27 protein-coding genes and 4 pseudogenes are annotated in these 25,818 nt (G+C 33.9%); 2 read left to right on the top strand and 29 right to left on the bottom strand.

Annotation, left to right across the window (positions count from 1 at the left end):
* Positions 1-165: 165 nt before the first annotated feature.
* The 22 genes and pseudogenes from HMPREF2782_RS06610 to HMPREF2782_RS06510 form a co-directional block, all read right to left on the bottom strand.
* On the bottom strand, positions 166-474 hold the full coding sequence (locus HMPREF2782_RS06610) for a hypothetical protein (RefSeq protein ID WP_070641727.1): 309 nt from the start codon (positions 472-474) through the stop codon (positions 166-168).
* 28 nt (positions 475-502) lie between these two features.
* Positions 503-673: pseudogene (locus HMPREF2782_RS06605) on the bottom strand (conjugal transfer protein); the annotation flags it as partial.
* Positions 667-763, bottom strand: a pseudogene (locus HMPREF2782_RS09770) (class I SAM-dependent methyltransferase); the annotation flags it as partial. The pseudogenes HMPREF2782_RS06605 and HMPREF2782_RS09770, both read right to left, overlap by 7 nt.
* A gap of 213 nt (positions 764-976) precedes the next feature.
* A pseudogene (locus HMPREF2782_RS06600) lies at positions 977-1,291 on the bottom strand (23S rRNA (uracil(1939)-C(5))-methyltransferase RlmD); the annotation flags it as partial.
* A 173-nt stretch (positions 1,292-1,464) separates the two neighbouring features.
* Positions 1,465-1,880, bottom strand: a pseudogene (locus tag HMPREF2782_RS06595) (sigma-70 family RNA polymerase sigma factor).
* 311 nt (positions 1,881-2,191) lie between these two features.
* Positions 2,192-3,544, bottom strand: coding sequence for an MATE family efflux transporter (locus HMPREF2782_RS06590; protein WP_034439151.1), 1,353 nt, complete (start codon positions 3,542-3,544; stop codon positions 2,192-2,194).
* A 26-nt stretch (positions 3,545-3,570) separates the two neighbouring features.
* Positions 3,571-5,316, bottom strand: a complete 1,746-nt coding sequence (locus HMPREF2782_RS06585; RefSeq protein ID WP_034439153.1) for an ABC transporter ATP-binding protein — start codon at positions 5,314-5,316, stop codon at positions 3,571-3,573.
* Positions 5,309-7,099, bottom strand: a complete 1,791-nt coding sequence (locus tag HMPREF2782_RS06580) for an ABC transporter ATP-binding protein (RefSeq protein WP_070641726.1) — start codon at positions 7,097-7,099, stop codon at positions 5,309-5,311. The genes HMPREF2782_RS06585 and HMPREF2782_RS06580 overlap by 8 nt, the downstream gene beginning before the upstream one ends.
* Entirely contained in the window at positions 7,089-8,558 is a 1,470-nt protein-coding gene (locus tag HMPREF2782_RS06575) for an ABC transporter ATP-binding protein (RefSeq protein ID WP_044565602.1), read from the bottom strand. The genes HMPREF2782_RS06580 and HMPREF2782_RS06575 overlap by 11 nt, the downstream gene beginning before the upstream one ends.
* On the bottom strand, positions 8,543-9,256 hold the full coding sequence (locus HMPREF2782_RS06570) for an energy-coupling factor transporter transmembrane component T family protein (protein WP_034439161.1): 714 nt from the start codon (positions 9,254-9,256) through the stop codon (positions 8,543-8,545). The genes HMPREF2782_RS06575 and HMPREF2782_RS06570 overlap by 16 nt, the downstream gene beginning before the upstream one ends.
* Entirely contained in the window at positions 9,246-9,842 is a 597-nt protein-coding gene (locus tag HMPREF2782_RS06565; RefSeq protein ID WP_019125108.1) for an MptD family putative ECF transporter S component, read from the bottom strand. Before HMPREF2782_RS06565 ends, HMPREF2782_RS06570 begins: the two co-directional genes overlap by 11 nt.
* 122 nt (positions 9,843-9,964) lie before the next feature.
* Positions 9,965-10,603, bottom strand: coding sequence for a TetR/AcrR family transcriptional regulator (locus tag HMPREF2782_RS06560; protein WP_004835143.1), 639 nt, complete (start codon positions 10,601-10,603; stop codon positions 9,965-9,967).
* A 71-nt stretch (positions 10,604-10,674) separates the two neighbouring features.
* Positions 10,675-12,237 (bottom strand): recombinase family protein, encoded by a 1,563-nt coding sequence (locus tag HMPREF2782_RS06555; RefSeq protein ID WP_070641725.1) that lies wholly within the window; start codon positions 12,235-12,237, stop codon positions 10,675-10,677.
* On the bottom strand, positions 12,230-12,646 hold the full coding sequence (locus HMPREF2782_RS06550) for a serine integrase family protein (RefSeq protein ID WP_070641724.1): 417 nt from the start codon (positions 12,644-12,646) through the stop codon (positions 12,230-12,232). Before HMPREF2782_RS06550 ends, HMPREF2782_RS06555 begins: the two co-directional genes overlap by 8 nt.
* Positions 12,639-14,201, bottom strand: a complete 1,563-nt coding sequence (locus HMPREF2782_RS06545) for a recombinase family protein (RefSeq protein ID WP_070641723.1) — start codon at positions 14,199-14,201, stop codon at positions 12,639-12,641. The genes HMPREF2782_RS06550 and HMPREF2782_RS06545 overlap by 8 nt, the downstream gene beginning before the upstream one ends.
* Before the next feature lie 59 nt (positions 14,202-14,260).
* Complete coding sequence (locus HMPREF2782_RS06540) at positions 14,261-14,470, bottom strand: SHOCT domain-containing protein (protein WP_070641722.1); 210 nt, start codon at positions 14,468-14,470, stop codon at positions 14,261-14,263.
* Between the two features lie 189 nt (positions 14,471-14,659).
* On the bottom strand, positions 14,660-15,469 hold the full coding sequence (locus HMPREF2782_RS06535) for an N-acetylmuramoyl-L-alanine amidase (RefSeq protein ID WP_070641721.1): 810 nt from the start codon (positions 15,467-15,469) through the stop codon (positions 14,660-14,662).
* A complete protein-coding gene (locus HMPREF2782_RS06530; RefSeq protein WP_019125117.1) occupies positions 15,470-15,871 on the bottom strand; it encodes a phage holin family protein in 402 nt (133 codons plus the stop codon). It abuts the gene before it with no gap.
* 1 nt (position 15,872) lies between these two features.
* A complete protein-coding gene (locus tag HMPREF2782_RS06525) occupies positions 15,873-17,249 on the bottom strand; it encodes a hypothetical protein (RefSeq protein WP_070641720.1) in 1,377 nt (458 codons plus the stop codon).
* Entirely contained in the window at positions 17,236-19,134 is a 1,899-nt protein-coding gene (locus tag HMPREF2782_RS06520; RefSeq protein WP_261668741.1) for a hypothetical protein, read from the bottom strand. Before HMPREF2782_RS06520 ends, HMPREF2782_RS06525 begins: the two co-directional genes overlap by 14 nt.
* A gap of 81 nt (positions 19,135-19,215) precedes the next feature.
* Entirely contained in the window at positions 19,216-19,578 is a 363-nt protein-coding gene (locus HMPREF2782_RS06515; protein WP_070641718.1) for a hypothetical protein, read from the bottom strand.
* Positions 19,578-22,643 (bottom strand): phage tail tape measure protein, encoded by a 3,066-nt coding sequence (locus HMPREF2782_RS06510; protein ID WP_070641717.1) that lies wholly within the window; start codon positions 22,641-22,643, stop codon positions 19,578-19,580. Before HMPREF2782_RS06510 ends, HMPREF2782_RS06515 begins: the two co-directional genes overlap by 1 nt.
* 89 nt (positions 22,644-22,732) lie before the next feature.
* Between HMPREF2782_RS06510 and HMPREF2782_RS06505 the strand changes: the two genes are divergently transcribed.
* The gene (locus tag HMPREF2782_RS06505; protein WP_070641716.1) at positions 22,733-23,056 is read left to right on the top strand and encodes a type II toxin-antitoxin system Phd/YefM family antitoxin; all 324 of its coding nucleotides are present in this window, start codon (positions 22,733-22,735) and stop codon (positions 23,054-23,056) included.
* Positions 23,053-23,382 carry a type II toxin-antitoxin system RelE family toxin gene (locus HMPREF2782_RS06500; RefSeq protein WP_070641715.1) on the top strand — a complete coding sequence of 110 codons (330 nt, stop codon included), beginning with the start codon at positions 23,053-23,055 and terminating at the stop codon, positions 23,380-23,382. Before HMPREF2782_RS06505 ends, HMPREF2782_RS06500 begins: the two co-directional genes overlap by 4 nt.
* Here the strand turns inward: HMPREF2782_RS06500 and HMPREF2782_RS09520 are convergent.
* Genes HMPREF2782_RS09520 through HMPREF2782_RS06470 form a run of 7 tightly spaced genes read right to left on the bottom strand, consistent with a single transcriptional unit; the run spans position 23,379 to position 25,809 of the window.
* On the bottom strand, positions 23,379-23,543 hold the full coding sequence (locus HMPREF2782_RS09520; protein ID WP_186821662.1) for a hypothetical protein: 165 nt from the start codon (positions 23,541-23,543) through the stop codon (positions 23,379-23,381). The genes HMPREF2782_RS06500 and HMPREF2782_RS09520 overlap by 4 nt on opposite strands.
* A gap of 17 nt (positions 23,544-23,560) precedes the next feature.
* Positions 23,561-23,917, bottom strand: a complete 357-nt coding sequence (locus tag HMPREF2782_RS06495; RefSeq protein ID WP_019117844.1) for a hypothetical protein — start codon at positions 23,915-23,917, stop codon at positions 23,561-23,563.
* Positions 23,918-23,919: 2 nt separating this feature from the next.
* Positions 23,920-24,516, bottom strand: coding sequence for a major tail protein (locus tag HMPREF2782_RS06490; RefSeq protein WP_070641714.1), 597 nt, complete (start codon positions 24,514-24,516; stop codon positions 23,920-23,922).
* Positions 24,509-24,835 (bottom strand): hypothetical protein, encoded by a 327-nt coding sequence (locus tag HMPREF2782_RS06485; RefSeq protein ID WP_070641713.1) that lies wholly within the window; start codon positions 24,833-24,835, stop codon positions 24,509-24,511. The genes HMPREF2782_RS06490 and HMPREF2782_RS06485 overlap by 8 nt, the downstream gene beginning before the upstream one ends.
* On the bottom strand, positions 24,828-25,208 hold the full coding sequence (locus tag HMPREF2782_RS06480; RefSeq protein WP_070641712.1) for an HK97 gp10 family phage protein: 381 nt from the start codon (positions 25,206-25,208) through the stop codon (positions 24,828-24,830). The genes HMPREF2782_RS06485 and HMPREF2782_RS06480 overlap by 8 nt, the downstream gene beginning before the upstream one ends.
* Positions 25,205-25,537, bottom strand: coding sequence for a phage head closure protein (locus HMPREF2782_RS06475; RefSeq protein WP_070641711.1), 333 nt, complete (start codon positions 25,535-25,537; stop codon positions 25,205-25,207). Before HMPREF2782_RS06475 ends, HMPREF2782_RS06480 begins: the two co-directional genes overlap by 4 nt.
* Positions 25,537-25,809 carry a head-tail connector protein gene (locus HMPREF2782_RS06470; RefSeq protein ID WP_049690775.1) on the bottom strand — a complete coding sequence of 91 codons (273 nt, stop codon included), beginning with the start codon at positions 25,807-25,809 and terminating at the stop codon, positions 25,537-25,539. Before HMPREF2782_RS06470 ends, HMPREF2782_RS06475 begins: the two co-directional genes overlap by 1 nt.
* Positions 25,810-25,818: the final 9 nt, after the last annotated feature.

The following is a 25,818-nucleotide window of genomic DNA, read 5'->3' as shown; positions in this document are numbered from 1 at the left end:
AAGCGACTGAACTTATATTTCAATCGCTAAATATCTTATACATTAAATTGTTTTAAGTAGGACTTCTTATCCTTACTATTTTTACCTCCTTCAAATTGTTGGATATAAAAAGCAGTAAATCATATTAGACTTACTGCTTTCTCAATTTCAAATAAACAAATCCTTTTATTTTTTTATAACTATATCTTTTGCACCCGATGGTAAAGGCTTATATCCAGCAAATCCTGGATAACCTGGATAGCCTGGATAACCCGGATAACCTGGATAGCCTGGATTGCCTCTATAAGGATGATTTGTAAAATAATAAATTCTATCCCTATCTACAATAGTTCCTAAATAATCTCCTTTCATTGAAACAACTTCATTATCTCCCCACGGAAGCCATCCTATCAATTTTCCATTTTTGTCCCAAATAAATTTATTAACTTTGAAACAGATCCATTCTCCAGATGAATTGAATAAATAATCAACCAATGTTTTTCCTCCTCTTTCTTAATTTATATCATATATATAATACCCTAAATATCCTTGTATTTGGTGTCAACTTCGCCCTCCCTTTTTGCTTTAGATACTCTTCAACATCAAACAAGTTTTTCTTATCATAATCTTCCAATAACTTGTAATTCTTATGCTTTGTAATATCAAACTTATCAGATAGAAAAGGTCTTACTCCACAAGCAAGTTCAAGCACCTCCATATCTTTATTCAAATGAGGACTAAGATATTCACAAACTTTATCATAAACCTCTTTATCTTTTTTCATAAAAGGGGCATACAACTTAGCAAATTTATCCTAAAATTTTTTGTTGCTTTTATCAATCATTTCAACGCTCCTTTAAATATAAAAATGATCCTATCAATCTTTATATTGAGCCTATTTTCTAATTGATACCTTGCAAGAAAGGAATAATAGCTGTTACTATACCAAGTAGGAATGTAATAAATGCAGAAAGTCATATGCTGTCATTCTTTTCTATTAAATCATTTTGAAGTGTCTCAAAGCATCCATGATGGCTTCTTCTTTTTCAGGTGTACACTGTGGAATAATTTGTTTCTCCTTTTTAGACTTGTTGTAATGTTCTCGTAATTCTATTCCACATTTCTTTTTTATCTGTGCAATATATAATGTCGAAACTTTTAATTCAAATTTATTCCAAACATATTCTTTGATTTGAGCATATGTTGCCTTACTTTCAGCACTTGTCAAATCAAGCTCATCCAGCTCAATTTCAATATTTATATGCTTATCGACATCAAGTTTGGACAAAAGTGCTACCGTCTCCACATGGCTTGAGTGGTCTGTATGGATAAAATTTGAGATTTTTCAAAAGCCTCGTATGTGGGAATATATCTATGATATAAATTCCTTCTCTCATTACATAATATACTATTAATAAGCAAAGAAAAATAGCCCTATATCACCTTTACTTTATAATGGAAAATCTGCCCTTATCTACAAGTCGATTATCTTAAAAAATCTTCTAATAACAACTTCAGTTTTTTCAATATATTATTCTTACGCCATTGTATAGCTTGATAACTCACTTTCTTTATTCTTGTAATACTCGAAAGAATTTCATCCTGAAAGTACAAACGCTCAATGATGCCCCTTTCTTCTGCATTGAGTCTTGAAATTGTATTTCTGACTGCTTCAATCATCATCTGTGTTTCAACAATCTTTTCTACATCAACACTTTCATCAACAATATTATCTACAAAATGTCCGTCATGATCCAATGATGAAAAAAGAGCAAGTGGTTTTTTCTTTCCACCTGCTCCAAATACTTTTCGTGTTCTCTTTCTCGCCAGTAGACTTTATAAATATCTTCACTGACTTTGACCTTTTGTCCGTTGATATAAAGGTAATATTTTTTTGGCATATATGCTTCCTCCATTTCTTTTTGTCTGCGTTTTAAAACAAAAAAAGGAGGACTCCTGCACCTTGGCATAAGAAGTCCTCTAAAACGAAAGAAACTTGTTCTTCCTTTAATTATATTTAATTGTTTAGACGAGCATATGGAAAGACAAACAGCTATAAAGCTTATAGGAAAAAGGACTATTTTTATTGTGGTTTATTCTTTCAAATAAATATATAGACTTTTCCATTTCTATCCCTCCATTTTATAGCTAACTATTTTCCATAAATTAAGTCCTTCTAATGTTTCAAATTCTAAACACCTAATAAGAAATTTTACGCTTGAACTTTTTCTTTCCCCATTTTATTCAGTTCCCCAATCATCATGAAAACGCCAACAACAATCATAATGAAATCAACAAGTGGCTGTGTAAACCAAACAGCTTTTACTCCAAATATCATTGGCAATAAAATCATGGCAGGAACAAACAAAAACAGTTGTCTAAGCATTACGATTATCCCAGCTTTCTTTCCGTTTCCGATTGATTGGAAGAAAGTAACAGTCATAACCATTACTCCATACAAAATAAATACGGAATAGAACAATCTAAAGTTTCCAACACCCTGTGCAATGATGTTTGCTTCTACACCGAATAAAGATAGTATTTGACTTGAAAGCAATAAAGACGGAATCCAAAAGATTGCTGCAAGAACTAAACCGCCAATAGAAAAGACCTTCATAGCCTGTCTTACTCTGTCATACTGCTTTGCTCCAAAGTTTGTTCCAACAACAGGTTGTAAGCCTTGACTCATTCCCCAAAGAGGAATAAATGAAAAGGCATATACACGAAGTGATGCCGCCATCAAAATTCCATTGGTATCTCCGCCATACTTAAATGCCATTTTATAGAGCATAGTCTGTTGAATCATAAACAAAAGCTGCATCATCATAGCGGATGAACCGACAGAAAACATTTCTTTTTTAATTTCCGCATCAGACTTTATCTTATGGATTTTAACAACTTTACTCTTTTTCAAGAAATAATGTAGTGTTGCCACTGCCTGAACAAATTGTGCTGTGATGGTTGCAAGGGCAGCACCTTCAATCGCATATTCACCCATAACTGTCATTAAAATCGGATCAAGAATGATATTCAGTAATGCTCCAAGTCCCATAATCGTCATAGCTTTTTTCATCAGTCCTTCGCCACGCATAACCATGTTTGCGGACTGTGTGAAGTTTACAAATAGAGAACCTATAAAAATTACTCTAAGGTATCTAATACCATAGGCTTTGATTTCACCCGTTGCACCGACCATATCTAAAAAATGCGGAGCAAGAAGTATTCCTCCAACTGTAATAATTACAGAGAAGAAAATCACCCAATAGATTAGGTTACCCATAATTTTATCTACAGTTTTTTGATCCCCTTTACCGATTGCTCTTGAAAGTACAGATGCAGAACCTACACCAAGTAAAGTTGAAACACCGCTGTTGAAAAAGGTAAGTGGCATTGCGACACCACAGGCAGTCATTGCTGTCTGTCCTATAATTTTCCCTGCAAATATTCCGTCCATTAACGGATACAGACCGATAACAATCATTCCGATAACTGCCGGAATAGATAACTGAAAGAGTAAATCTATCGGTCTTTTTGTTAATAATTGTTCTTTCATATCTTGTTTCATTGCCTTCTCCTCTCTTAGACCAATTTTTATATAATTTTTAGTCCTTTATTTTTTTCTTGGAGCTCTACCATATTTTTATAAATCCCATTTAAAGCAATTAGCTCATTATGGGTTCCTTGTTCTGCAATATTCCCTTCCTTGATTACAATAATACTATCGGCATCTCTAATAGTATTTAATCTATGGGCGATAACTAATAATGTTTTATTCTTTACCAATTCACTGATTGCTTCCTGTATATAGCTTTCATTGTCCACATCAACACTTGCTGTTGCCTCGTCAAGAATTACAATAGGAGCATCTTTTAATATGCAGCGAGCAATAGAAATTCTTTGTTTTTCACCACCGGATAGAGTTGCTCCGCCTTCTCCAATCATTGTGTCAAATCCATCAGGAAGTGCCATAATAAAATCATAGCATCTTGCTTTTTTTGCAGCTTCTATAACTTCTTCTTTCGTCGCATTTTCTTTCCCCATGGCAATATTGTTAAAAATCGTATCTTGAAACAAATACACTCTCTGGAAAACCATACTAATTTCCGACATCAATTCAGATAGCGAAACATCCTTTATATTCACCCCTCTAATCAAAATTTCACCGGAGTCTACATCCCAAAATCTTGCCAAAAGATTTGCTACTGTAGATTTTCCTCCTCCGGACTGTCCAACTAAAGCTGTCATTGTATTCTTTTTCATTTCAAAATTCATATCATGCAAAACCTCTTTTTCTCCATAAGAAAATTTCACATGATTAAAACTAATTTCCGGCTCACCAAACTTAGCCTTTAAGAGATGTTTTTTACCTGTATCCTGTAGTTCTGTTTCATTTAATACTTCTTCAATACGATCTAAAGCAGCATTCATAACTGTTAGCCTGCTTGCTTCTCCATAAAGAGTTTTTAATGGACTGAATAAGTCAAATACAAATAGTATCAGTCCTAACACATAAGGAAGTTTCAACATTCCTTGTAAATGAAGATACAAAGCAAGTGCCAAAATAAAAGTAATTCCGATACCATAAATAATGTTCAATCCGCTTGTCCAAGGTGTCATCTTCTTTTCAAACTTTATAGAAGTGTCTCTTGATGAAGCAAAGCTATCTGTAAGAGCCTTTGAATTGTCTCCTAAAAGGTTATAGCTTTTGATTACACTAATTCCTTCTGCAAATGACAAAACTGCATCTGTTAGCTTCTCTCCTTGCTCTTGCCTGATAACAGCTTCAGATAAAGACATTTTATTCATTCTGCTTGCAAGTAATGTTGCTATTAGAGTTACACACACAGACACAAGACCTATTCTATAATCTAAAACAAACATGAATATAGTAAGCACAACGGTTGAAAGCACATAACTCATCATATTAGCTATGGTACTCATGGATACTTCCTCAATGAATGACATATCTGAACTTAAAACAGAATTGATTTTTCCTAAATTTCCTGATGTGAAATATCCCATAGGAAGTTTTCTAAGGTGATTTCCAAGCTCCATCCTTTTATCTGCAAAAATCAGAAAGCCAGCAGCACTTTGCAATTTATCGCTTAAAAAATGAACCAATGCCTGTACCAACACTACCAAACCAAGTCCTATTCCTACATACAAGAATGTTTTCGGTGATATTGTCTTTTCATAAAATCCTATCAATACAGTAAATGCAATAAAAATAGGCATTTTACTTAAAACAGATTCAATAAAGGCAAAAACAAATGCCCCTTTAATTCTATTTTTATACTTTCCTGACAAGTTTAAAATTCTTGATATTAGTTTAAACATTCATTTCACCTTCCTTTCTGCTGATTTTCCAATCTTTACTAAATAGTGTCGCATCCCATAATTTACGGTAGTCTGCTGATGATTCTAACAAGTCATTATGTTTTCCATTTGCAACTAAACGACCATGATTCATTACCAATATTTGGTCTGCATCTACAATTGCCGGAAGTTTATGAGCAATTACAATCAATGTTTTTCCTTTTACAAGTTCACGAATAGCTGCTTCCATTTTTTCTTCATTTTCCGGATCTGCGTAGGCTGTTGCCTCATCAAGTACAACAATCGGAGCATTTTTCAAAATAGCTCTCGCTAATGATATTCTTTGCCTTTCTCCACCTGATAACATCTTTCCTGCCTCGCCAGCCAAAGAGTAAATACCATTTGGGAGCTTATCTAAAAATTCCATACACTGAGCTTTCTTTGCAGCTTCTATCACTTCTTCATCGGTAGCTGACAAATTTCCGATACGAATATTTTCTAAGAGTGAAGTATTAAATAAATATTGGTCTTGAGACACATAAGAAATCTCTTTATTCAGTGCCTTAAGACTCATATCCTGTAAATTTTGTCCTCCAATGCTAATACTTCCCTCTAAAACATCATAGTAATGAATTAAGAGTTTCGCTAAGGTGCTTTTACCTGAGCCTGATTCTCCAACAATGGCTGTCTTTTCTCCAACTTTTGCTGTAAAGCTCACATTATGAATCACATTTTTAATGTATGTTTCAGGTTGTCCATTCTCTCCCATCTTGCTTAGTTGATAACCAAATGTAACATTGTCATAGGAAATAGTATGATCTATACCTTTAAACTTGTTTTCACCTTGTTTTAATGGTTCTATATTTAAAGCATCTTCCAATGCAGATATTTTATAATTAAGCTGTGGCATCGTTGGTAAAAATCCCAAAGCCTTTAAGAGTGGTAAGCCAATACTCAAAGATAGGCATAATACCAATATCAAATCAGAAAGACTAACATAGCCCATGTAAGCAAAGTAAGCTCCAAGCGGCAATGTTAATATAATCGTGCATGGAAGTAAGGCACTGTATAATGCCATCCATGGCCATGCAGTCTTATACCAAGCGAGTGCATAATCTCTATAATCTCCAACATCTTTAGAAAATCTTTTATATGATTCCGTTTGCTTGTTAAACACTTTTACTACTTCCATACCATTCACATATTCAATAATGGTATTATTCATTTTTCCACTCGCCATATAATATGGTCCCATTTTTTTCATTCCTGCGGAATACATAATCATCATAGCGACAATGCTTAGTGGAATGGATGCCAAAGACATAAGTGCCAGTCTCCAATCAACGAAAAACATTGCAATATATACCATTACAGGCACAATTAAATTGGCAATTCCTTCAGGCAATGAGTGTGCCAAAAGAACTTCCAAACTACCAATATCATCTACAAACATCTTTTTAATAGCACCTGTTCCCTTTTCTTCAATAGCTCCTAAGGGAAGATTCTCCATCTTTTTTTGTAGAGATGTTCTAAGTCCAAATAATGTGTTATATGCTGCCTTATGGGACATATTAAGACCCAAACCACCTAATAATGCTTGCAAAACCAAACATATCAAAATACCGGCAAGCAAAATAACTAACCTTGTGAATTCCAAATTTTGTCCTAAAATCAAGGGATTTATAATCTGATAAGCAAATAGAAATGGCACAACTCCCATAATGACACTTAATAGCATAATAAAACTCGCTAAATGTATTGTTTTCTTATGCGAACCAGCATACTCAAAAACCTTATTTAACATCATTCTCCTCCTTCAATAAATTTCCTTTTTTATCCATAAAATCCATGATTAACGCTTCATTTCCCTTTACAGATATTTTTTTATAACCATTATCACCGAGCATTAAGACGGAATGACAGGTTTTAAATAACAGTTCTAAATCATGAGTAATTATTATAATTGGAATCTCCTTTGCTTTTTCTGTAATTAAATCGGACATAATTTTCATACTTTTATAATCAAGTCCCGATGTTGGTTCATCCAAAATTATCAGCTTACGACCGGATAAAAATGAAGTAATAATTGCCAGTCGTTGTTTTTGTCCACCGGATAGTTTCTGCGGATGATTGGTTTTTTTATGCCACAGGTTTGTATCTTTCAGATATTCTCGTATCTTTTCTAAATCATTTTCCGAGTTTTTATCTTTACAAAATATCAACTCATTTTCTACTGTGTCTAAAAAAATCTGAGCATCTACATCTTGTAACACGCAATATGAATTTCTAAGTCTTTCTCTTTGTTTCTGTCCATAGCTGACATCCAAATATTTTTCAGATAAACCACATAATGCTTTTGCCAAAGTACTTTTCCCAATACCATTAGAACCAATCACTCCCATTATTTCGCTTTCTCCAAGCTCAAAAGTTAATTCTTCTATCAAAGTTCTTTTGCCTTGATGAATGCAGGCTTTATTTACTTTGATACAGCTTTTAGCCACAATAGGTTCTTTTTCTGATATCAATTCTCTTTCATTAAGTGTCCTTAACTCAAGTTCCTTACATTTATCATTACTAAGACTACCATTCGGAAAAACATCACATATTGTACCGTCTTTTATATAAATCAATCTGCTAAAAATCTCTTTTAAATAATAGAGCCTATGTTCCGCTATAATTATTGTCTTTCCCATCGTCTTCAATCTGATAAGTATTTCACTGAAATGTTTTATACTATCGTAATCAAGGCTACTTGAAGGTTCATCGAAAAAGATAATGTCTGTATCATAAATAAGTGTTCCTGCTATCGCCACCTTTTGCCTTTCTCCCCCTGATAATTCAAAAATGGATTTTTTGCTAATATGATTTATTCCTAACAAGTCCATTGCTTTTTCAACTTTTTCTTTTAGGGTGTCCCTGTCTAATCCCAAATTTTCACCTACTAAAGCAATTTCATCTTCAACTACATCACAAAAAAATTGATCCTTAGGATTTTGAAATACATTGCCAATATATTTAGCTAACTCTCCCTTTTTATAAGTAGTTATATCCTTCCCTAAAATCTTAATTTCGCCGTCCAAATCACCGTCATAAAATGACGGAATAAGCCCGTTTAGTAGTCTTAAAAGTGTCGTTTTTCCGCATCCTGAAAGACCTGTTAAGACTATAATTTCGCCTTTCTTTACAGACATTTTTAAATCTTTCAAAATCAAATCTTCTCCATAATGAAAGGATTTGATTTCTGCCTCTAAAATATTTTCCATAAACTCGCCCCCAACAAAATCATTCCTCCGATCATCATTGCTATATCAATAAATGTAAATCTCACCTCATGAAAACTTGTTTTTTGTCCATCATATTCAATACCTTTTGATATGATTGAACAAGTTAAGGTATCGCTTATATCTATGCACTTATACATAAGAGGAACAAAATATAATTCAAATGTTTTAATTGGTTTGAAAATACTTGCTTTAAATCCTCTAATTTTCATGCCATTGTTTATTTCCTTCATCCTAATAGAGATTTCCGGAATAAAACGAAAGAATACTGTAATTCCTATCCCTATTCCACCATCAATTCCAATTTTTCTAAATGCAGCCATTAGATGCGAAGAACTATATGAGGACAGAACTTTTCCCAAAATGAAAAGTGGAGCAAATTTCAACACTATAAGTAGCATTGTATATATAGAACCAACCAAAACATTTCCTAAGTGTGGTTTCAGCAAATAAATAAGCCCCCATACTATAAGCAATGAACATATCGTTCTAAATGCCTTTCTTATAGAAAATAAGAATAATAGTCCTAAGACAAAAATAAGGGAAAATAAATATTGTGATTGCTCTCCAACAGTTAGAATAACTGAAAATAGTAAAATCAACCCAACTATAGTAAGCGGGTTGATTTTATCTGATAGTTGGTATTCGTTTATATTATTTTTTTCACCTTTACAAAACACTTTTTTTCTTCCTGTTGCTAAAGAATTTGTTGTAAATATATGTTCCAAAATTAGCACCAATAATTGATGCAACGATTGCGATCACTACGCAAATTGCAATGTTTTTAGGGGTGTAAAAATTATAAAGAAATGTTGCATAGTCTGTTGTAAACATCTTAGGGAATTGTTTTGTAAGACCTTCTACACCAAATACGAATGTGAAATACATCGCATGAAGCGAATATATAAACATACCAGCACCAAAACCAAGACCTACTTTCATAGTTTTGTCTGAGTAATTTTCCTTTTTACCAATCACAAGCTCTGCTAATATTCCTGCAATTGCACAAACTACTATTACAGGCCACATTCCCATAAGAGCATAGAACACGCCGAGTAATAAGAAATATAAGAATGCTGTTCCTCTTTGTGCGACTTGTTTACACATTATTACAAAAACTGGCGCGGCAATTATTGTTGGAAGTGCCGATGATAAATACAAACTCGGAATCATTCCAAACGATCCTGTCAAAAGTCCCAATCCCATTGTTAATACAAAACCAATAACAGAAAATACTGCTATTTTTACAATACTTTTTAAATTCATTTTTCTCCTCCTTGAATACATATAATATTTTTTATCTGCTTATAAAACAGCATGTTGCCAATTTATATAAAATTAAATCTTTAATATAACTAAGTTATATTTGATGCAAAAATTTTTCCATTTTACAAACCTCGTATTTTGCCCCATCCTTCATTAAAGAATTTTGAAATTAGTTTGGCATTTAATTCTACTTCTTCTCTGCTTTTAGAATGAACAGCAACTTCAGATAAAGCATAATAATATGCATGGTTAATTAAGTGAATTCCCATATCGGTTATTACACTACCGACACCATCTTCACCATAAATCATGCTTAATATTTTGATGTGATTTTTATCTTCTATTTCCACGAGTTCATCTAAAAAATTACTGTATTTTGTTCCATAAGAACCAAACACTAATAACTCAAATGCATCTTTATTTTCAAAAAAATACAAGACCATCTTAACAGCACCATGTGCTTTAGAGTCTAAAATTTTATAAATGGTTTCTTTCCCAAGTGGAACTTCCTTTTTATATGTCTCAAAACTCTCATCCTCATACATAGCATAGTATTTTCGTATTTGGCTTACAATCGGCTCAACTAACTCAGAAAAAAGTGCTTCCTTATCCTCAAAATGACCATAAAACGCCCCAGTAGTAACACCTGCTTCTTTGCAAATAGCTCTTAAATTTGCCTTTTCAAATCCTTGTTCTTTGAAAATTTTCTTACCGCTATTAAGAATCCTATTATGAGTTACTTCATAATCTCCGTTTGCCACGATTTGCCCTCCTTTCTTCAAATATAACTTAGTTATATTGTAGCACATGTTATATTTGAAAGTCAAGATATTTATACACATACATTGACTTCAACTCCTGACTTGAGCACTATCTTTAGTTCCTCATCATATACAACTACCTTATCTACAAGTTTTCTTACTAAATCTTCATCATAGCTGTCTACTTCTATTTCTTGATTTTCTAAAAACTCTTCTAATTCTATTAGTCTGCTTTGTTCATTCTTCTCTTCCGCTAAATCTAGAAGTATCTTTTCTTTTTCATTTCTTAATTCTTCCACCCTGTCTGCAAGTTCAGTATAATCTTTCTTGGCATTAGCTACTTTTAAAAGTTCTTCTTGCACTTTCAACATTTCTTTGTCTATTTCTTTGATTCTGCTACTTCCATCACCTGTGATGGCTTTTTCTATATTTTCTTTTATTATTTCTTTTAATTCACTGCTTTCAGATATAAGCTGATTAATGGATTCTACGACTGCCTCTTGTAGATCAGTCTCTTTTATGGTTCTTGCATAGCAGGCATCTGGTCCATGGGTTACTCTTGTACAACATCTCCAAACAGTATATTTCTTTCCTCTATTATTCCATGCTATTCTCCTGTAAATATCCCCGCATTTAGGGCAGTAGACAATACTTGAAAGGGCATATTTGCTGGAATAAATTCTTCTTTTCCCTTTGCCGCTCACCATATTAGCTCGTCTGTACATTTCTTCCCCAACTCGCATGAAGATTTCTTTTGGTATGATGGCTTCGTGGCTATTTTCTACATAATATTGAGGTGCTATTCCATCATTCTTTACTCTCTTCTTATTTAGAAAATCCACAGTATAAGTCTTTTGTAAGAGGGCATCCCCCATGTATTTCTCATTGGTTAATATTTGATTGAGGTTTGATACATGCCACTTCTTATTTCCTGCTCCATTTACTATCTTGTCTTTTTCAAGTCCTTCTTTTATATCTCTTAGGCTTGCTCCTTCCAAGTATTCTCTGTAGATCCTTTTTATAATTTTTGCTTCTTCAGGAACGATGACAAGTTTTCCATCTTCATCTTTACTGTAGCCTAAAAACCTATTATGGTTAACCTGGACTTGCCCTTGTTGAAATCTATATTGAAAGCCTAGCTTCACATTTTGTGACAAGGACTGACTTTCCTGTTGAGCAAGAGATGCCATAATGGTAAGGAGGACTTCTCCCTTGGCATCCATGGTGTTGATGTTTTCTTTTTCAAAGTAAACTGGGATGTTGTTTTCTTTTAGCTTACGAATGTACTTTAAGCAGTCCAGGGTATTTCTGGCAAACCTAGATATGGACTTTGTGATTATATAGTCGATATTTCCTTTCATGGCTTCTTCAATCATTTTATTAAAGCCAGCTCTTTTCTTGGTGTAAGTTCCACTGATTCCTTCATCAGAAAAAACTCCCGCAAATTCCCAATCTGGATTTCTCTTTATATAATTTGTGTAATGGTCTATTTGAGTGTCATAAGAAGTTGCTTGTTCATCGCTATCTGTCGATACCCTTGCATAGGCAGCGACTCTTAGTTTCTTCTTTTCTGATTCCTTGATGGAATTTCCTTTTTTCTTCTTCGCTGGTATAACTATGACCTTGCTATTCATCATCTATCACCTCGATTAACCTATACTTATAACTTGCTCTCTCAAAAGGATCTATTGGTAGAACTCCTTCCTCTTTATACCTAAACTTACAAGGAACTTTACTGATCTCTTCTCCCTTTTCCCAAACTCGTCCCATGGCCACTGCCCTTTCTTTTAACATTTGTCCTGCCTTATCAAAACTCTCTCTATCTATTATCTTGGGATAGATTTCATTTCCTAAATATTTTTTGTTGGATAATAATCTTTTTACACTTGAGCTGTTTTTCTTTAAGCCTGCAAGTTCTGCCGACTTTATAAGGGCATTGCCAGCAAGATAATTTTTAAAGATTTTTCTTATATTCTCCGCTTCTTTTTCTTGAATTTCTAACCTTCCTTCTCTTATGGTATAGCCATAACATAGTCTAGACATCTTCTTTCACTTCCTCTCTTAGTACAAGTCCACACTTTAAATGAAAATCAAGAGTCTCTCTATTGACAACCTGTATGTGGGCAATGATTCCTTCAAACAAGTCATCTTTATAGCGATCTATCATTTCACTTTTTCCTAAGATTTCTATTAGTTTTTCAAGCTCTCTTATTTCTTCATCATTTCCAAGGATGGCTTTTTTAATTCTTTCCTTTTCCCTGAGTAGATAACTTTCTTCACTATAAATTTCGCTGCTTTCTTTTGCGTAAATACTTGCATCTAAAACTCCCGAAGTTATTAGTTTGCTTAGAACCTCTTTTCTTTCATTTAGATTTTCTAGGCTTTCTTCTATTTTATTTATCTTCTCTACTTCTTCCTTACTATCCACTCTCTTTAATGATTCTAAGAGTGGCATTAGGATACTATCTTTTCCAAAAATTAGCTTGTTTACTAAAGTCACAAATGCTAGTTTTATGTCCTTATCTTTGATAAATTTCATGGAGCACTTATTTATATCTTTAAGGTGTTCACTGCAAGTCCAGGCTATATATTTTTCTTTACCATTATAGTGATGCCTTCTTTTAAAGGTTGAACCACACTCGCCACACTTTATTTTCCCCGATAGGCTATATCTATTTTGATATCTTTTAGTGTCTTCTCCATTTCCTTTTGCTATAGCCATTATCTTTATTAGGTCTTGAACTTTCTGAAAGTCCTCTCTACTTACTATGGCTTCATGGTTGTCTATTATCTTATACTGGTCTTCTTCTCCCTTATTTTTATGTCTATTATAATTTTCATCTGTATAAGTTTTTTGGTAGATAACATCCCCTGTGTATTTTTCATTTTTTAAGATGCCGTTTATAGTTGACCCATGCCAGCTTGCTCCTTTTTGTCCTTTAATCTTTCTTTTATTTAGGTTATCTGCTATTTTGTGCGTTCCCTTACCTGAAAGATACTGTTCAAATATTTCTTTTATTATTTTTCCTTCTTCTTCATTCACTTCCATCTTTCCGTCAATATTCTCATAGCCATAGGGTGGGCTAGATATAATAAACGTTCCATTTTGAAATCTTTTCTTTATGGACCATTTGTTATTTTCTGATATAGACCTGGACTCACTTTCTGCCAGTGATGAAAGTATGGATAACATCAACTCACTTTCCATTGTCCTAGTATCAATGTTTTCTTTTTCAAAATAGATACCAATGTTTAAGTCAAGGAGTCTTCTTACTATTTCCAAACAATCTGTTGTGTTTCTTGCAAGCCTTGAGATGGATTTGGTTAGGATAAAATCTATCTTTCCATTCTCACAATCTTTTAGCATTTTTAGAAGTCCATCCCTGCATTCTTTCTTTGTTCCAGTGATGCCTTCATCAAAGTATAGACCTGCAAATGTATATGATTCGTTCTCAGATATTATCTTTTCGTAGTGTGCCTTTTGCGTTTTAAGACTCACAAGCTGAGCTTCCTCGTCTGTAGATACTCTTGCATAGGCAGCAACTCTTAATATAGATTCTTCTTTTTGATTCGCTTCTATTATTGTTATCTTTTTCATCGTCTCAGCTCTCTTTCTCTCAGTGCTATATTCCCGTACAAATGAGTATATATCAAGTCTTATAGCAATAATTCTGAAAGAATAGGTCTGAATTTTTTTATGTTTTCTCTCCTAATTTTCCTATATTCTTCAAGACTGATTTCATCTAAAAGAAAGAGATCTTGAATGAATTTATCCGATAGATAAAAGTTAAGCTCTGCCTTTAAATCTCTCTCTGTATATTCAGTTTTTAAAATTTCTTTTCTGCCTTCCAACTTTTCTACTCTCATACTCCACCTCCTATGTCACAGGCAAAGAAATCAGGTCTATTTTTAACCTTAGTTTTCTTTCCTCTATATTCCTTAGGACAAAAAGAGTGTTTTTGAGTAGAGTTTATAATAAATAACGTAATTATAGTTTTGAAAAGTTACATAGAAAAAAGCCTGTAGCAAAATCGGCACAGGCTTCTTACTCACATATTATAATAGTTGGTTCACTCTTTTTTGAACAGCATAATAATCATATCCAGCATTAGTTAATTTCCTTTTTCTTTCCTCTCCATTTCCCCAGTCTCCTCTAATGACCTCTCTTGCTAATTGGTCGATTGTCTTTCCAACTGGATAAACTATCTTGCCATTAGCATCGAATACTTTTAATCCGAATCTATCGGCACATCTTTTGGCATTATCTAAATTCTTAAATGCACCTTTCTGGCTTTTTATATCAGACCAATATTTTCTAACTCTATATAGCCCACCTGTTGGTTTACTAACAGTCTTATCGCCTCTTAGTCTTTTATTTACTTCATTTGCTATATATGGAAACTTACTGCCAAGATATGGTCCTGGACAGTTAGTGTTTTTATACCACTCATGTTTTTGAAGAACACCATCCTTACCTCCAGTGTAGGTGCAAGGATAGATTCCATTTCTTCTGCAGATGTCTGTCACTAAATCAATTAGTCTATTTAAAACATAATCAGAAACTAACCATTGAGGTCCTCTCGTAGAGTTTCCTACCTCAATTGTTACCGCTCTATTGTCACACCAGGAAGATGAGGTTGTCCACGCTCTGTTAGATTCATCAACTCCTAAAACAATGACTCCATCGGATCCTAAGTTATAGTTAGCTGATGCTCGTCTTGACCTTGGCACAAATACCCCAGCAAGATTTCTACCATTTATAACTCCTGCTGCATGGTGAATAGCAATTTTTGTTATTCTTTGATTTCTTCTACCGCTATGGTTAGGTGAGAGAATTCTTGCTTGTACTAATGCACTATTACTCATTTATTTTTCCTCCTTGAATTGTTCTAATACTCTTTTTAATTTTTCTGGTACTGGCAAGCCTAGTGCTACAGAGTTTTCTAAAATAGAGAGCCCTTCATTTGCTATATAAAAAAAGATGATGGCTGTTCTTATCATTGTTCCATCACCTTTAATTAAATTTACATCACATAGGTTTGCGATACCTACAACTATAAAAATCATAATCTTTTTAGCTATCCCTTTAAATCCTATGGATGAGGATAGCTTTCTTTCAACCCCTGCTCTTAAAACTCCTGTTAGATAGTCAGCAATAACAAAAGCAAGCAGTGTGTAAATAAAAGCATCTACACTTCCAAGATAAAATCCCAACCATCCTCCGATAGCTGTAAAACATACTTTTAGTATTTCTAAAAACTTATTCATTTTATTCCTCCTCTGTTAGTGTGTAAGTTATTTTCATTGTCTTATCTGCCGTTTTTAATATTGGACTTGATAAGTTATTAATTGTTCCAAGATACGGAGTGTGCAAATATAAATTTTTATAGAGATTTCCTCTAAAAGACCCATATCCTACCCTAAACGGTCCAAATTCAATTGATGGAGTCATCATGTCATAAAAAGTTGCATTGCTCGTTTGAATGATATTATCGTCTCCATCAATCACAAACTTATATCCCAGTATATAATCACCCCATTCATAAATTCCTAAACTTGTACTTTCTCCAGATGTGTATTTCATTTCAAAATCAATGGCTATTTCTGAAACATCAACTGGATTATTTGCATTAATTTTATAGATTTTATTACAGTCATTATTAGGGACGTATAGATATCCATTCTTTAGCAAGCTATAACCATTTTTATAGGCACTATTAGAACTTGATGGGTATGATCCAATTCTATAGAGTCTAATATTATTTAATTTCCAATGATCTATCGTATAGCTACAATCATCCTTTTTTATCTTTATCCTATTTAAGTCAGTATAATTGTTTTCAAGATTTCTTATGAAGCCATAGTAATAGCCATCTTTACCATCAAAAAATCCCGATTCATACCAGTCATACGTTCCGATATTTTTATAAAAGTCTTCTATAGAGATTGTCGTCTTTTCTATATTTTGAGGAGCATTTTTAAAGATTGGATCATTTAATCCAATACTGGTTAATGGTTCTTGCATTTTTAATATTTCTAATGTTTTGTTTTCCAATGGCCAAACAGAAGTAATTGTATTATGGAGAGCATCAGCTTCTACCATACCTACGTAAACTTTCAAAATTTCATTATCTATGGATGTATAGGTGTAATTTAACCTTAAGCAAGACTGTCTGCCATAAGCATCTCCATAAAAATATCTCCCTCCTTTATAATGAGTTAGTGCAAGAGCAGATATTCTTCCATTGGCTTGCGATGTTGAAAAATCCCAAACAAATTTATATCCGTTTTCTATAGGAGTAGATTCAGTTAAATTGGCAGAGCCTCTTTTTGGTGCATCTGTTGAATTAACATCATTCGATGCATATCCAATTATCTTATTATTTGCAGGTGCTATATATTTATTTGAATTTTCATCGAGAGGAGCTTCAAATAATAAAATACCCCCATAACACTTATTTGCTATTGGGAATATTTCTTCCTTGTATTCCTCTGCATTTGTTTTATATATCGGATACATAAGCCCTGATGGATTCAGTCTTAATAAATCTGGCACAGCATTGGTTATTAAGTTTTCATCTTCATATATCTCCTTCGTATTTGTTCTCACATCAGTTAGTTCAATGACTGATTTACCCTTGAGCATTTCCTTCTTCCTCCTTATCTTTAAATTCTGTAGTGATTTCTTCTTTATATTTTCCAAGCACCAATCCTTGATATTTAAATCTTCCTACCTTCTCATTAAATACTAGTGGTCTTGGGACTTGACTTTCTACTTGGTATTCAGCCTTCAATTTCCTAAGCAGGAATGAATGACTAAGTTCTATTATCTTCCAGGATTCATCAATCTTAATCTTTCCATCCCAAGCCTCTGTAGAACCTAGAGATTGACCAGATATAGCTGCGATAGCATTATCTTTTCCAATCATTGCTTGTCCTGATTCAAGCCTAATGAGGACTGAAAAGTTGTTCATCGTCTTTTCCTGAAGTTTAGTTAGTGGGTAAAAAAGATTTAGAATGTGGTCACCACTTAGGTAGGTTTCTTTGGGAATGTGATGTTCTATTTTTGTATCATTTAAAACATAAGTAATAACTATCCTTGTTGGTATTTCTATATTTTCAATAAAGTCTAATTCTTCTACTTCCTCTTTTTCTTCAAACTTTGGAGGATCATAGGATTTTCCATCTTTATTTAAAACCTCTACTTGTTTCTTTACTTTTCTTGACACCTTTCTTGTCTTTTCTTCAGTATCACAAATTATATTTAACAAGATAGATGCATTAAAAATTGCCTCCGTTTCTTTATTGGAGGCAAATTCTATACGAATTATTGGCGTATCCGTTGTGGAAAGATTAAAGGCAGAATAGTTTGAGTAGGCATGGACTACCAACTTTTCCGATTCAATCTGATTTAATAGTCCTACTATATTTTTATCATTCTTGCTTTTGGCCTTGGATAGGTATGGATTCTTCCCAACTCCTAAAATCCTGTGTTTTCCATTTATCTTGTATTCAATGTCGGTAATAAGTCCTTCAATCTTTTCTTCTTCGTAAGAAATAGCTATCCTATCTCCAACATCGAGGCTGGGGTCTCCTATTGTTACCATATCAAAAGGTGTGTGGTGAATTTTGCAAACTTCAGTAAGAAGCACCTCACACATCCTTTTTCTTTTTTCTGGAAGTCCTAATTGCATTAAAGGATTTATTCCAAGGTTCATAGTTAGGCCATCATCATTTTCTAAAGAATAGTATTCAGCTATTTTAGTCTTTGCATTTGTTGAGTTGATGGCTGTATATCTTGTCTTAAAATCTGATATTGATGAAGAAAATCTTTCTCTTGATTTAATTTCAGTTGATATGCTTTCTGCATACTTCTTTAAAACCAACTTACCATCACGAGAGACCCCAGCAAAAGCACCAAGAGTCGATGCTATATAGTGAATAAAGTCCCTATAGGTTTCTATATCATGGTCTTGATAAATTGCCAAAACTTCCTCACCATTAACAAAAGTCTTTATCTCATCTTCTGTCATACCTAGTTCTACCTTGCACTTCTCACATGAAAGACTTAGTAATTCAAAAGCTGTACCAAAGGTATCTGTTACAGGAAAGTTCTTATCAAACCTAAGCATATAGTCATAACCTTTTAGTTCTAAAATTTTCTTAGACCTATTTGCCTCAGTGACATCAAAGATTCCCATTGGTATGGTTTCAATCTTTTTATTTTCTAATTCTTGATGATAAAAGAGTTCTAATTTAGAATCCTCTAAAGAATACCTATCTATATCTGAAAAAAGACTGATTCCAAACTCTCCAGCATAAACTGTACCTATTTCAAGTTCAGAAGATCCAGAGCAGGAACGATGGATATATCCTGATCCTTTAAGAATATCTTTATTTGTAAATGGAATGATTGTTTCATCTTTTAAGATGATATTTCCCGTCCAGTAAAAATTACGAGAGTTCTTTTTTATAACTGTTTTATATTCTTCACTTGTTAAGAACAACTTATCACCTCCATTTCTGTACATTAGTCGCTTTTTGACAAATCAAAGATTTGAAACAAAGCGACATCTGACCTAACCCAAAATCTATGATTTTGGGTTAGGTCATTAGTATTCCTCCAATGAAAAAGATACTTCCCACAATCCTTTATAAGAAGTATCTTTTATTAGTTTGACTTGAAACTTGTCTATATACATTTGTGTCTCTTTTAATTCTAATGTTTCTGTATCTAAGTATTTAACTTTTAGATTAGACTTATTAGCAAAATTACTTAATGTCATTACAAGTTTAGGACTACATGAAAAACCTACAGAAATACTTGCTACTTTGTTTCTAACAATATCCCTTTGAATAGTACCTGCCTCTGTTTCTCCGCCAGTATCTGCTTCTATATCTCTAAACTCCAAATCATAAGAATTTGGTAGAGGTAGGTCTACTCCTTCAATAATTAAATATGATTGATATTTCATTACCTACCTCCACTTCTTAAATTCTTGCGCATAGATGCATTAACAATAACTTCATCAAGGAGTGTGCCTCCAAGATAGACTGGTATGACAATATCTCCAGTATTTTCTGATTTTAAATTAATGTTTGCAAGTGCATCAGATATTTGTCTTCCTATATCAATTCCATTTACAGCAGATTCTTTATCATATCCACCTATGCCAACAGCTGATATATTTGGACTTAAAACCATATCACTTGCTACATTTTCCATCGAAGATTGAACTAATTTCCTGCTCTTTTCAATTCCTTTTGATAAGCCTTGCATGAAGTCTGGCATCCATGATTCATAATCAGTAAGTGGACCAACATCTGGAACAGAGAAGTGCAAGTAAGACCTAATAGTTGATGCCACATTCGATACTGCAGATGTCACATTGCTAATGGCACTTCTAATACCTCTTGCAATTCCGTTAATCATATCAGCTCCCCATGTATAAGCTTGAGACGCCAAATTCTTAATGTGATTAACCGCATTATTAAATCCATTTCTAATAGTGGACTGAATATTTGACATGGTAGATGAAATGCTTGATCTCATAGAATTAAAGGCAGATGATACTGCTGACTTTGCACTATTTACTGCGGAGGAGATAGTCGACTTTATAGAATTCCAAGCAGATGAAACAAAGGACTTAATGTTATTCATTGTTGATGAGATAAAGGTCTTTATCCCATTCCAGATTGATTCAAAGACCGTCTTAATAGAAGTCAAGATAGTCTCAATAGTCGTTTTTATATTGGTCCAGGATGTAGAAATAAATTCTCCAATGGCAGTGATGACTGTTGTTAAGAACTTTTTTAGTCCATTCCAAATGGTTTCTACTTTTACTTTAATTGCATCAAGAACTGTTGAAATTAAAGTCTTAATACCTTCCCAAGTAGTCTTGATAAACTCTCCAACTGCTGTAAATACTTCTGTAGTTGTAGTTGATATAGCTGTCCATATATTGGTAAAAGTTGTTTGAATTCCCGTCCAGAGGCTTGTAAAGAATTCTCCTAAACTTTGCCATAAACTCTTGGCTCCCTCAATAAAGGTATTCCAAGATTCAGTTAGAAAAGTTGTTATAGATGTCCATATACTGTTCCATCCTTCAGCAAGTCCATTCCATAGGTTGGCAAAGAAGTCCTTGATGCCTTTCCAAGTAGTCTTCACTCCTTCAATAAATCCAGACCAAAATTCTGATAGAAAACTTGTGATTTCAGTCCAGGTACTTGTCCAAGATTCTGATATTCCTTGCCATAGGTTTACGAAAAATTCTTTTATTCCATTCCAAATGGCAACAGTTGATTCCTTAATAGTTTCCCATATGGAGATGACCCCTTCTCTAAACCAGTCGCACTTCTTCCATAAAAGAACAAGACCAGCTATTACTGCACCAATAGCAATAGGAACAATCCCAATGGCTGATACTACTGCAGTGATTGCTGGTATAAGTGTCCCTGTAAAGATTCCAACTATCTTAGTTATTCCTCCTACTATTAGAGGTCCTTTGGTCATAATAGTACCTATTGACCAGATAAGTTTTCCTACAATCATAAGTACAGGTCCAAGAGCAGCTATAAAAAGACCAATACCAGCAATAATACCTTTTACTGGACCTGGAAGCGCATTAAGCCCATTTACCAGTTTTGTTAATATGTCTACTGCTTTTCTAACAGCAGGCATTAAAAGTTCTCCAAAGGATATAGCTAATTCTTCTAAGGCAGATTGTAGGATCTTTAATTGACCAGCTAGGTTATCCTGCATAGTAGCAGCCATTTTTTCTGCTGTTCCATCTGCGTTATAAATGGCATCACTCAAACTGTTGTAGTCTTTCTCACTGGCATTTATTATTGCCAACATTCCAGACATGGCATTTTTACCAAATATCATGGATGCCGCTTGTGCTTTTTGAGTTCCATCTAAATTAGCAAAGGCTACTCTAAAGGTGCTTAGAGTCTCATCAAGTGAAAGGCCCTGTACATCTTCAATAGATAATCCCAACATGGACATTCCATTAATAACTTCTTTAGTTGGTGATGCGAGTCTTGTTAGTCCAGACCTTAAAGCTGTCCCTGCTTGTGAGCCTTTTATTCCTGCGTTAGCCATTAAACCTATAGCTACTGCTGTATCTTCAACTGAATAGCCAAGTGTACCAGCAATAGGTGCAGCATATTTAAAGGTTTCACCCATTAATGAAACATTGGTATTGGCATTAGATGATGCCGCAGCAAGAACATCAGCAAAGTGAGAAGAATCTTCTGCTTTTAAACCAAAGGCTGTAAGGGCATCTGTTACGATATCTGAAGTAGTAGCTAAGTCCTCACCACTAGCTGCAGCAAGGTTCATGACTCCTTCAATACCACTAATCATATCTTTACTTTTCCAACCAGCCATGGCCATATAATTCATAGCCTCTGCCGCTTCAGATGCTGAGAACTTGGTCTTGGCTCCCATTTCACGGGCCTTTTCCCTTAGGGCATCAAAGTCGGACCCTGTTGCACCAGATACTGCTTTTACCTTTGACATGCCAGAATCAAAATCTGATGCAGTCTTTACAGCTGCTACTCCAAGACCTGCTACTGCAAGAGATACTGGCATCATTTTTCTTCCCACGTTTTCTATATTTTGCCCTGTGTTTTGCCATTTTTCTCCAGTAATAGCTATGTTTTGAAGGGTTTGATTAGTGGTTGCTCCTTGTCTTTCTAGAGACTTTAGGGCTTGTTCTGTTTCAATAATCTCTCGTTTAAGGGCATCATATTGCTCTTGGGAAATCTTTCCTTCTGCGAGAGCCTGTTCAGCTTGTTTTTGTGCCTCTTTTAAAGAGGTTAATTTATTCTTTGTTTCTTCTAAGGTCTGTCCTAATAGCTTATGCTTTTGGGAGATAAGTTCAGTGTTGCCAGGATCAAGTTTAAGAAGTTTATTGACATCACGAAGTTCAGACTGAGTATGTTTTATCTCCGTATTAACTTGTTTTAGTGCAGTCTGTAATTTGGTAGTATCTCCACCAATTTCAACAGTTATCCCTTTTATTCTATTTGCCAATATCTCACCTCCTCTTTAGAGATATATTTATCAGTGTTTTTATTGATGTTTTTATCAATTTATGCTATACTTATCTTGAGGTGATAAGTATGAATTTTGTAAAAGAATTATCCAATAAGACTGTATCCATTTCTGAATTTAATCGAGGCCTAGCTGGACGTATTTTCGATGATGTCAAAGTTAACGGTTCTAAGGTCGTATTAAAAAATAATGCTCCTGAGTGCATTCTTGTTTCCCCTGATGAATATACGAAACTCATTGATGAGCTCGAAGATGCAAGAGATCTTATGCTTGCCAATACTAGGATGTCATCAATGGATAAATCCGATTTAATTTCTCAAGATGAATTTGAAGAAGCCTTCCATATCGATTTAAATGAAGTCTCTCCTCTTGATGAGGACGAAATCGAATGAACTATAAACTATCCTTTATAAAAGAAGCCATCCAAGACTATAAAGCCTTAGATGGATCTCAAAGAAAAATTGTCGATAAAGCACTTAAGAGGATCTTAATAAATCCTCTTCCTAATACTGAAGGTGGCTATGGCAAGCCTCTTTCTAACCATTCTGATTCTAAGCTTGCTGGTCTTATGAAAATTAAACTTAAGAGTTCAGGTCTTAGAATCGTTTATAAGTTGGAAAAATCAGATGATGAAGTTCTTGTCATTATTATCGGTGCAAGAGCGGAATCCAAAGTCTATAAAGATGCTGAAAAAAGAGTAGCTAAGCTTGAAGATTAAAATTTATCATAATCTTCTTGCGTAGCTACTTCTTTGTATTTATAGTCGTCATTATTTTTTTCTGTGAACATATCATTTACAAGTCCAATTGTTAAAAGAGATAAATCAGAAACAGAAAGACCAAGTTCCACCGCCCTTAGTAGAAACAAGGGTGTAGTCATTGGTCTTTCTGTTGGTCTTACTTTTTTTTAGGAACTTCTTCCGACTTTATGTTAAGCCCCCATAACTCAATTAGCTGAGGTAGAATTTGGTAAATTGAAAAGGTTGAGAAATTATCCAACCATTCTTCTGGACTATCTGGCACAGATTTATCTCCATGCTTTGCCATTACATAGGCTATATTTTCAAATAGTTCTAATGAGCCTATATCAAGATTAGATTTATCTTCATCATTTTTCTTCATGGACTTTTCTAATTCCATTAAGTCTTTGAAGATATCTCTTCCAAATTTAAGCCTATAGATTCTTGGGATAGCTGCTGATGCACGGAAAACAACTTCTTTCCCATCGATTTGAATTTTCTTGGTTAGTGCCATATTTATTTACCTCCAACACTTGCTCTTGAAGGTGTTACTGTAGTTTCTGTTGGCATATAGACTGACTTATACCAACCATCGTAAGTTTCCTTCGTAGTTTCTTCACCTGTTCTAGCCTTTACATTTACATTTGGAAGTGGTCTTGCTTGAATTGACAAGGTTTCTGGTTGAACTTCTCTTGATTCTTCATTAGTTTCTCCTTCGAGAGTAGGTCTTGCTGCTGAACAGTTATACATGACGTGACGGATTTTCTTTTGGTCTCCATCAAACTCAAATAACAGTGCAAAGTTTGCAGTTTCAGAGTTTGAAGACTCAATTAGAACTTTATTGGAGTCTGATTTTTCCATCAAAACATCAGTCCTAAAGGATTCTGGAATAAGAGCGATTTCCAAATCTCCGTCATATCCCATATTGTTTGAAATAGTGTAATATTCAATTCCATCTGCATAAAAGCTTTCAGGCTCTCCATTTGGATCTAATGAAATTGAAACAGCACCAGGCATTGGCACTGGTGTCTTATATTTAATAACGCCCTCTTCGGCTTTATCGAAGAGAGCGTAGTGAACATTACAAATATTAAATTTAACTTTATTAGCCATTTTTTACCTCCATAGTAAATTCATATAAAACTTCATAGAGTCTTTCTGATTCAATCCAAACTTCAGATTTTTCATAATAGATTTTTTCTCTATCAAGGATCGCTTCTATTTTTTCTTCTAATTTTAAGTCTTTCTTATCGGTGTATAGTTCTAAGTCTATTTGGGTGTTTTTATAGAAAACTACTCCATCTGCACCAAAGTGTTTATTCTTTGGAAATAGATAAACCAAAAATGGTGGGTCTGGACTTTCTCCTTCAGCAAAGTGCGAGTATGCAAATGGAAGTCCTATAGCTTCAATTATTTTTAATAGCCTATCCATCGTTTAGTTTCCTCATAATATTTTCTTCCAATTCTCTGATTCCTTTCTCCTCAGCTGGTCCAATATGAGGCTTAGCAGATACTCTTCCTCCCTGTCTAAGGACGTGACCTTTCTCTAGTAGATGTGCCAGTTGATATCTATTTCTTGAATGGACTACGAGTTCTATTGAGTTTGAAGTTTCTTTCATTGTTTTAACAGACCAAGATTTAGAATATTTCTTTGTTTCTCCTACAGGTGCATTTTCTTGTATGTCTTTTCTAATATTGCTACCAGCTTTTTTGACTTCCTTTTTGACTTCATCTGTTGCCATATCAGAATAATCTTCTAAGCCTTTCATTATTTCACTGGCGAGGTTTTCAATTTTTACATTCATCTACTCACCTTCCTACACCTAAACTTTATAAGTCTATTTTTATAGTTCATAAAGTCAATTGAGATGATATTGTACATTTCATCATCAAATAGAATTCTGTATTCTGAAGTGTTAATATTCTTTAACCTATTTTGAAATCTCACAGTAAAAGAAATATCCGACCTGTCTACTTCCATCCCTAGAAAAACTTCTTCGCCTTTACCTTGAAAAGATATATAGGTTGATGTTGTTAGATAGTCCATCCATACTGATTTATGGTTACCTATCTCATCAACTTCCACATTTTTATTTTGAAAGGTTATTTTTCTATTTAAATCTGATATCTTCATTAGAACTCAGCCTTTCTCATTCCAAATAATAAAGCCCTTAGAGTTAAGTTTAATTCAGAATAATCTGCCTCTTCTCTATGTTCATAAAGATAAGCAGTCATATATAAGACAGCTATCTTTCCATTTGGATTTTTAGAAAGGTCTTCTTCACTATTAACTCTAGCTACATCCATAGAATGTTTGATTGATGATTGGATGAGAGAATTAATCATCTCATCCTCATCATCAAAATCCACCCTTAAATAGGACTTTGCTTCCTCAAGAGTAATCATAGTTTACTC

The organism is Anaerococcus sp. HMSC068A02 (assembly GCF_001811125.1).
GTDB lineage: Bacteria > Bacillota > Clostridia > Tissierellales > Peptoniphilaceae > Anaerococcus > Anaerococcus vaginalis_C.
Note: the sequence above shows the minus strand (reverse complement) of the source record. Positions and strands in the feature narration are given on the sequence as shown.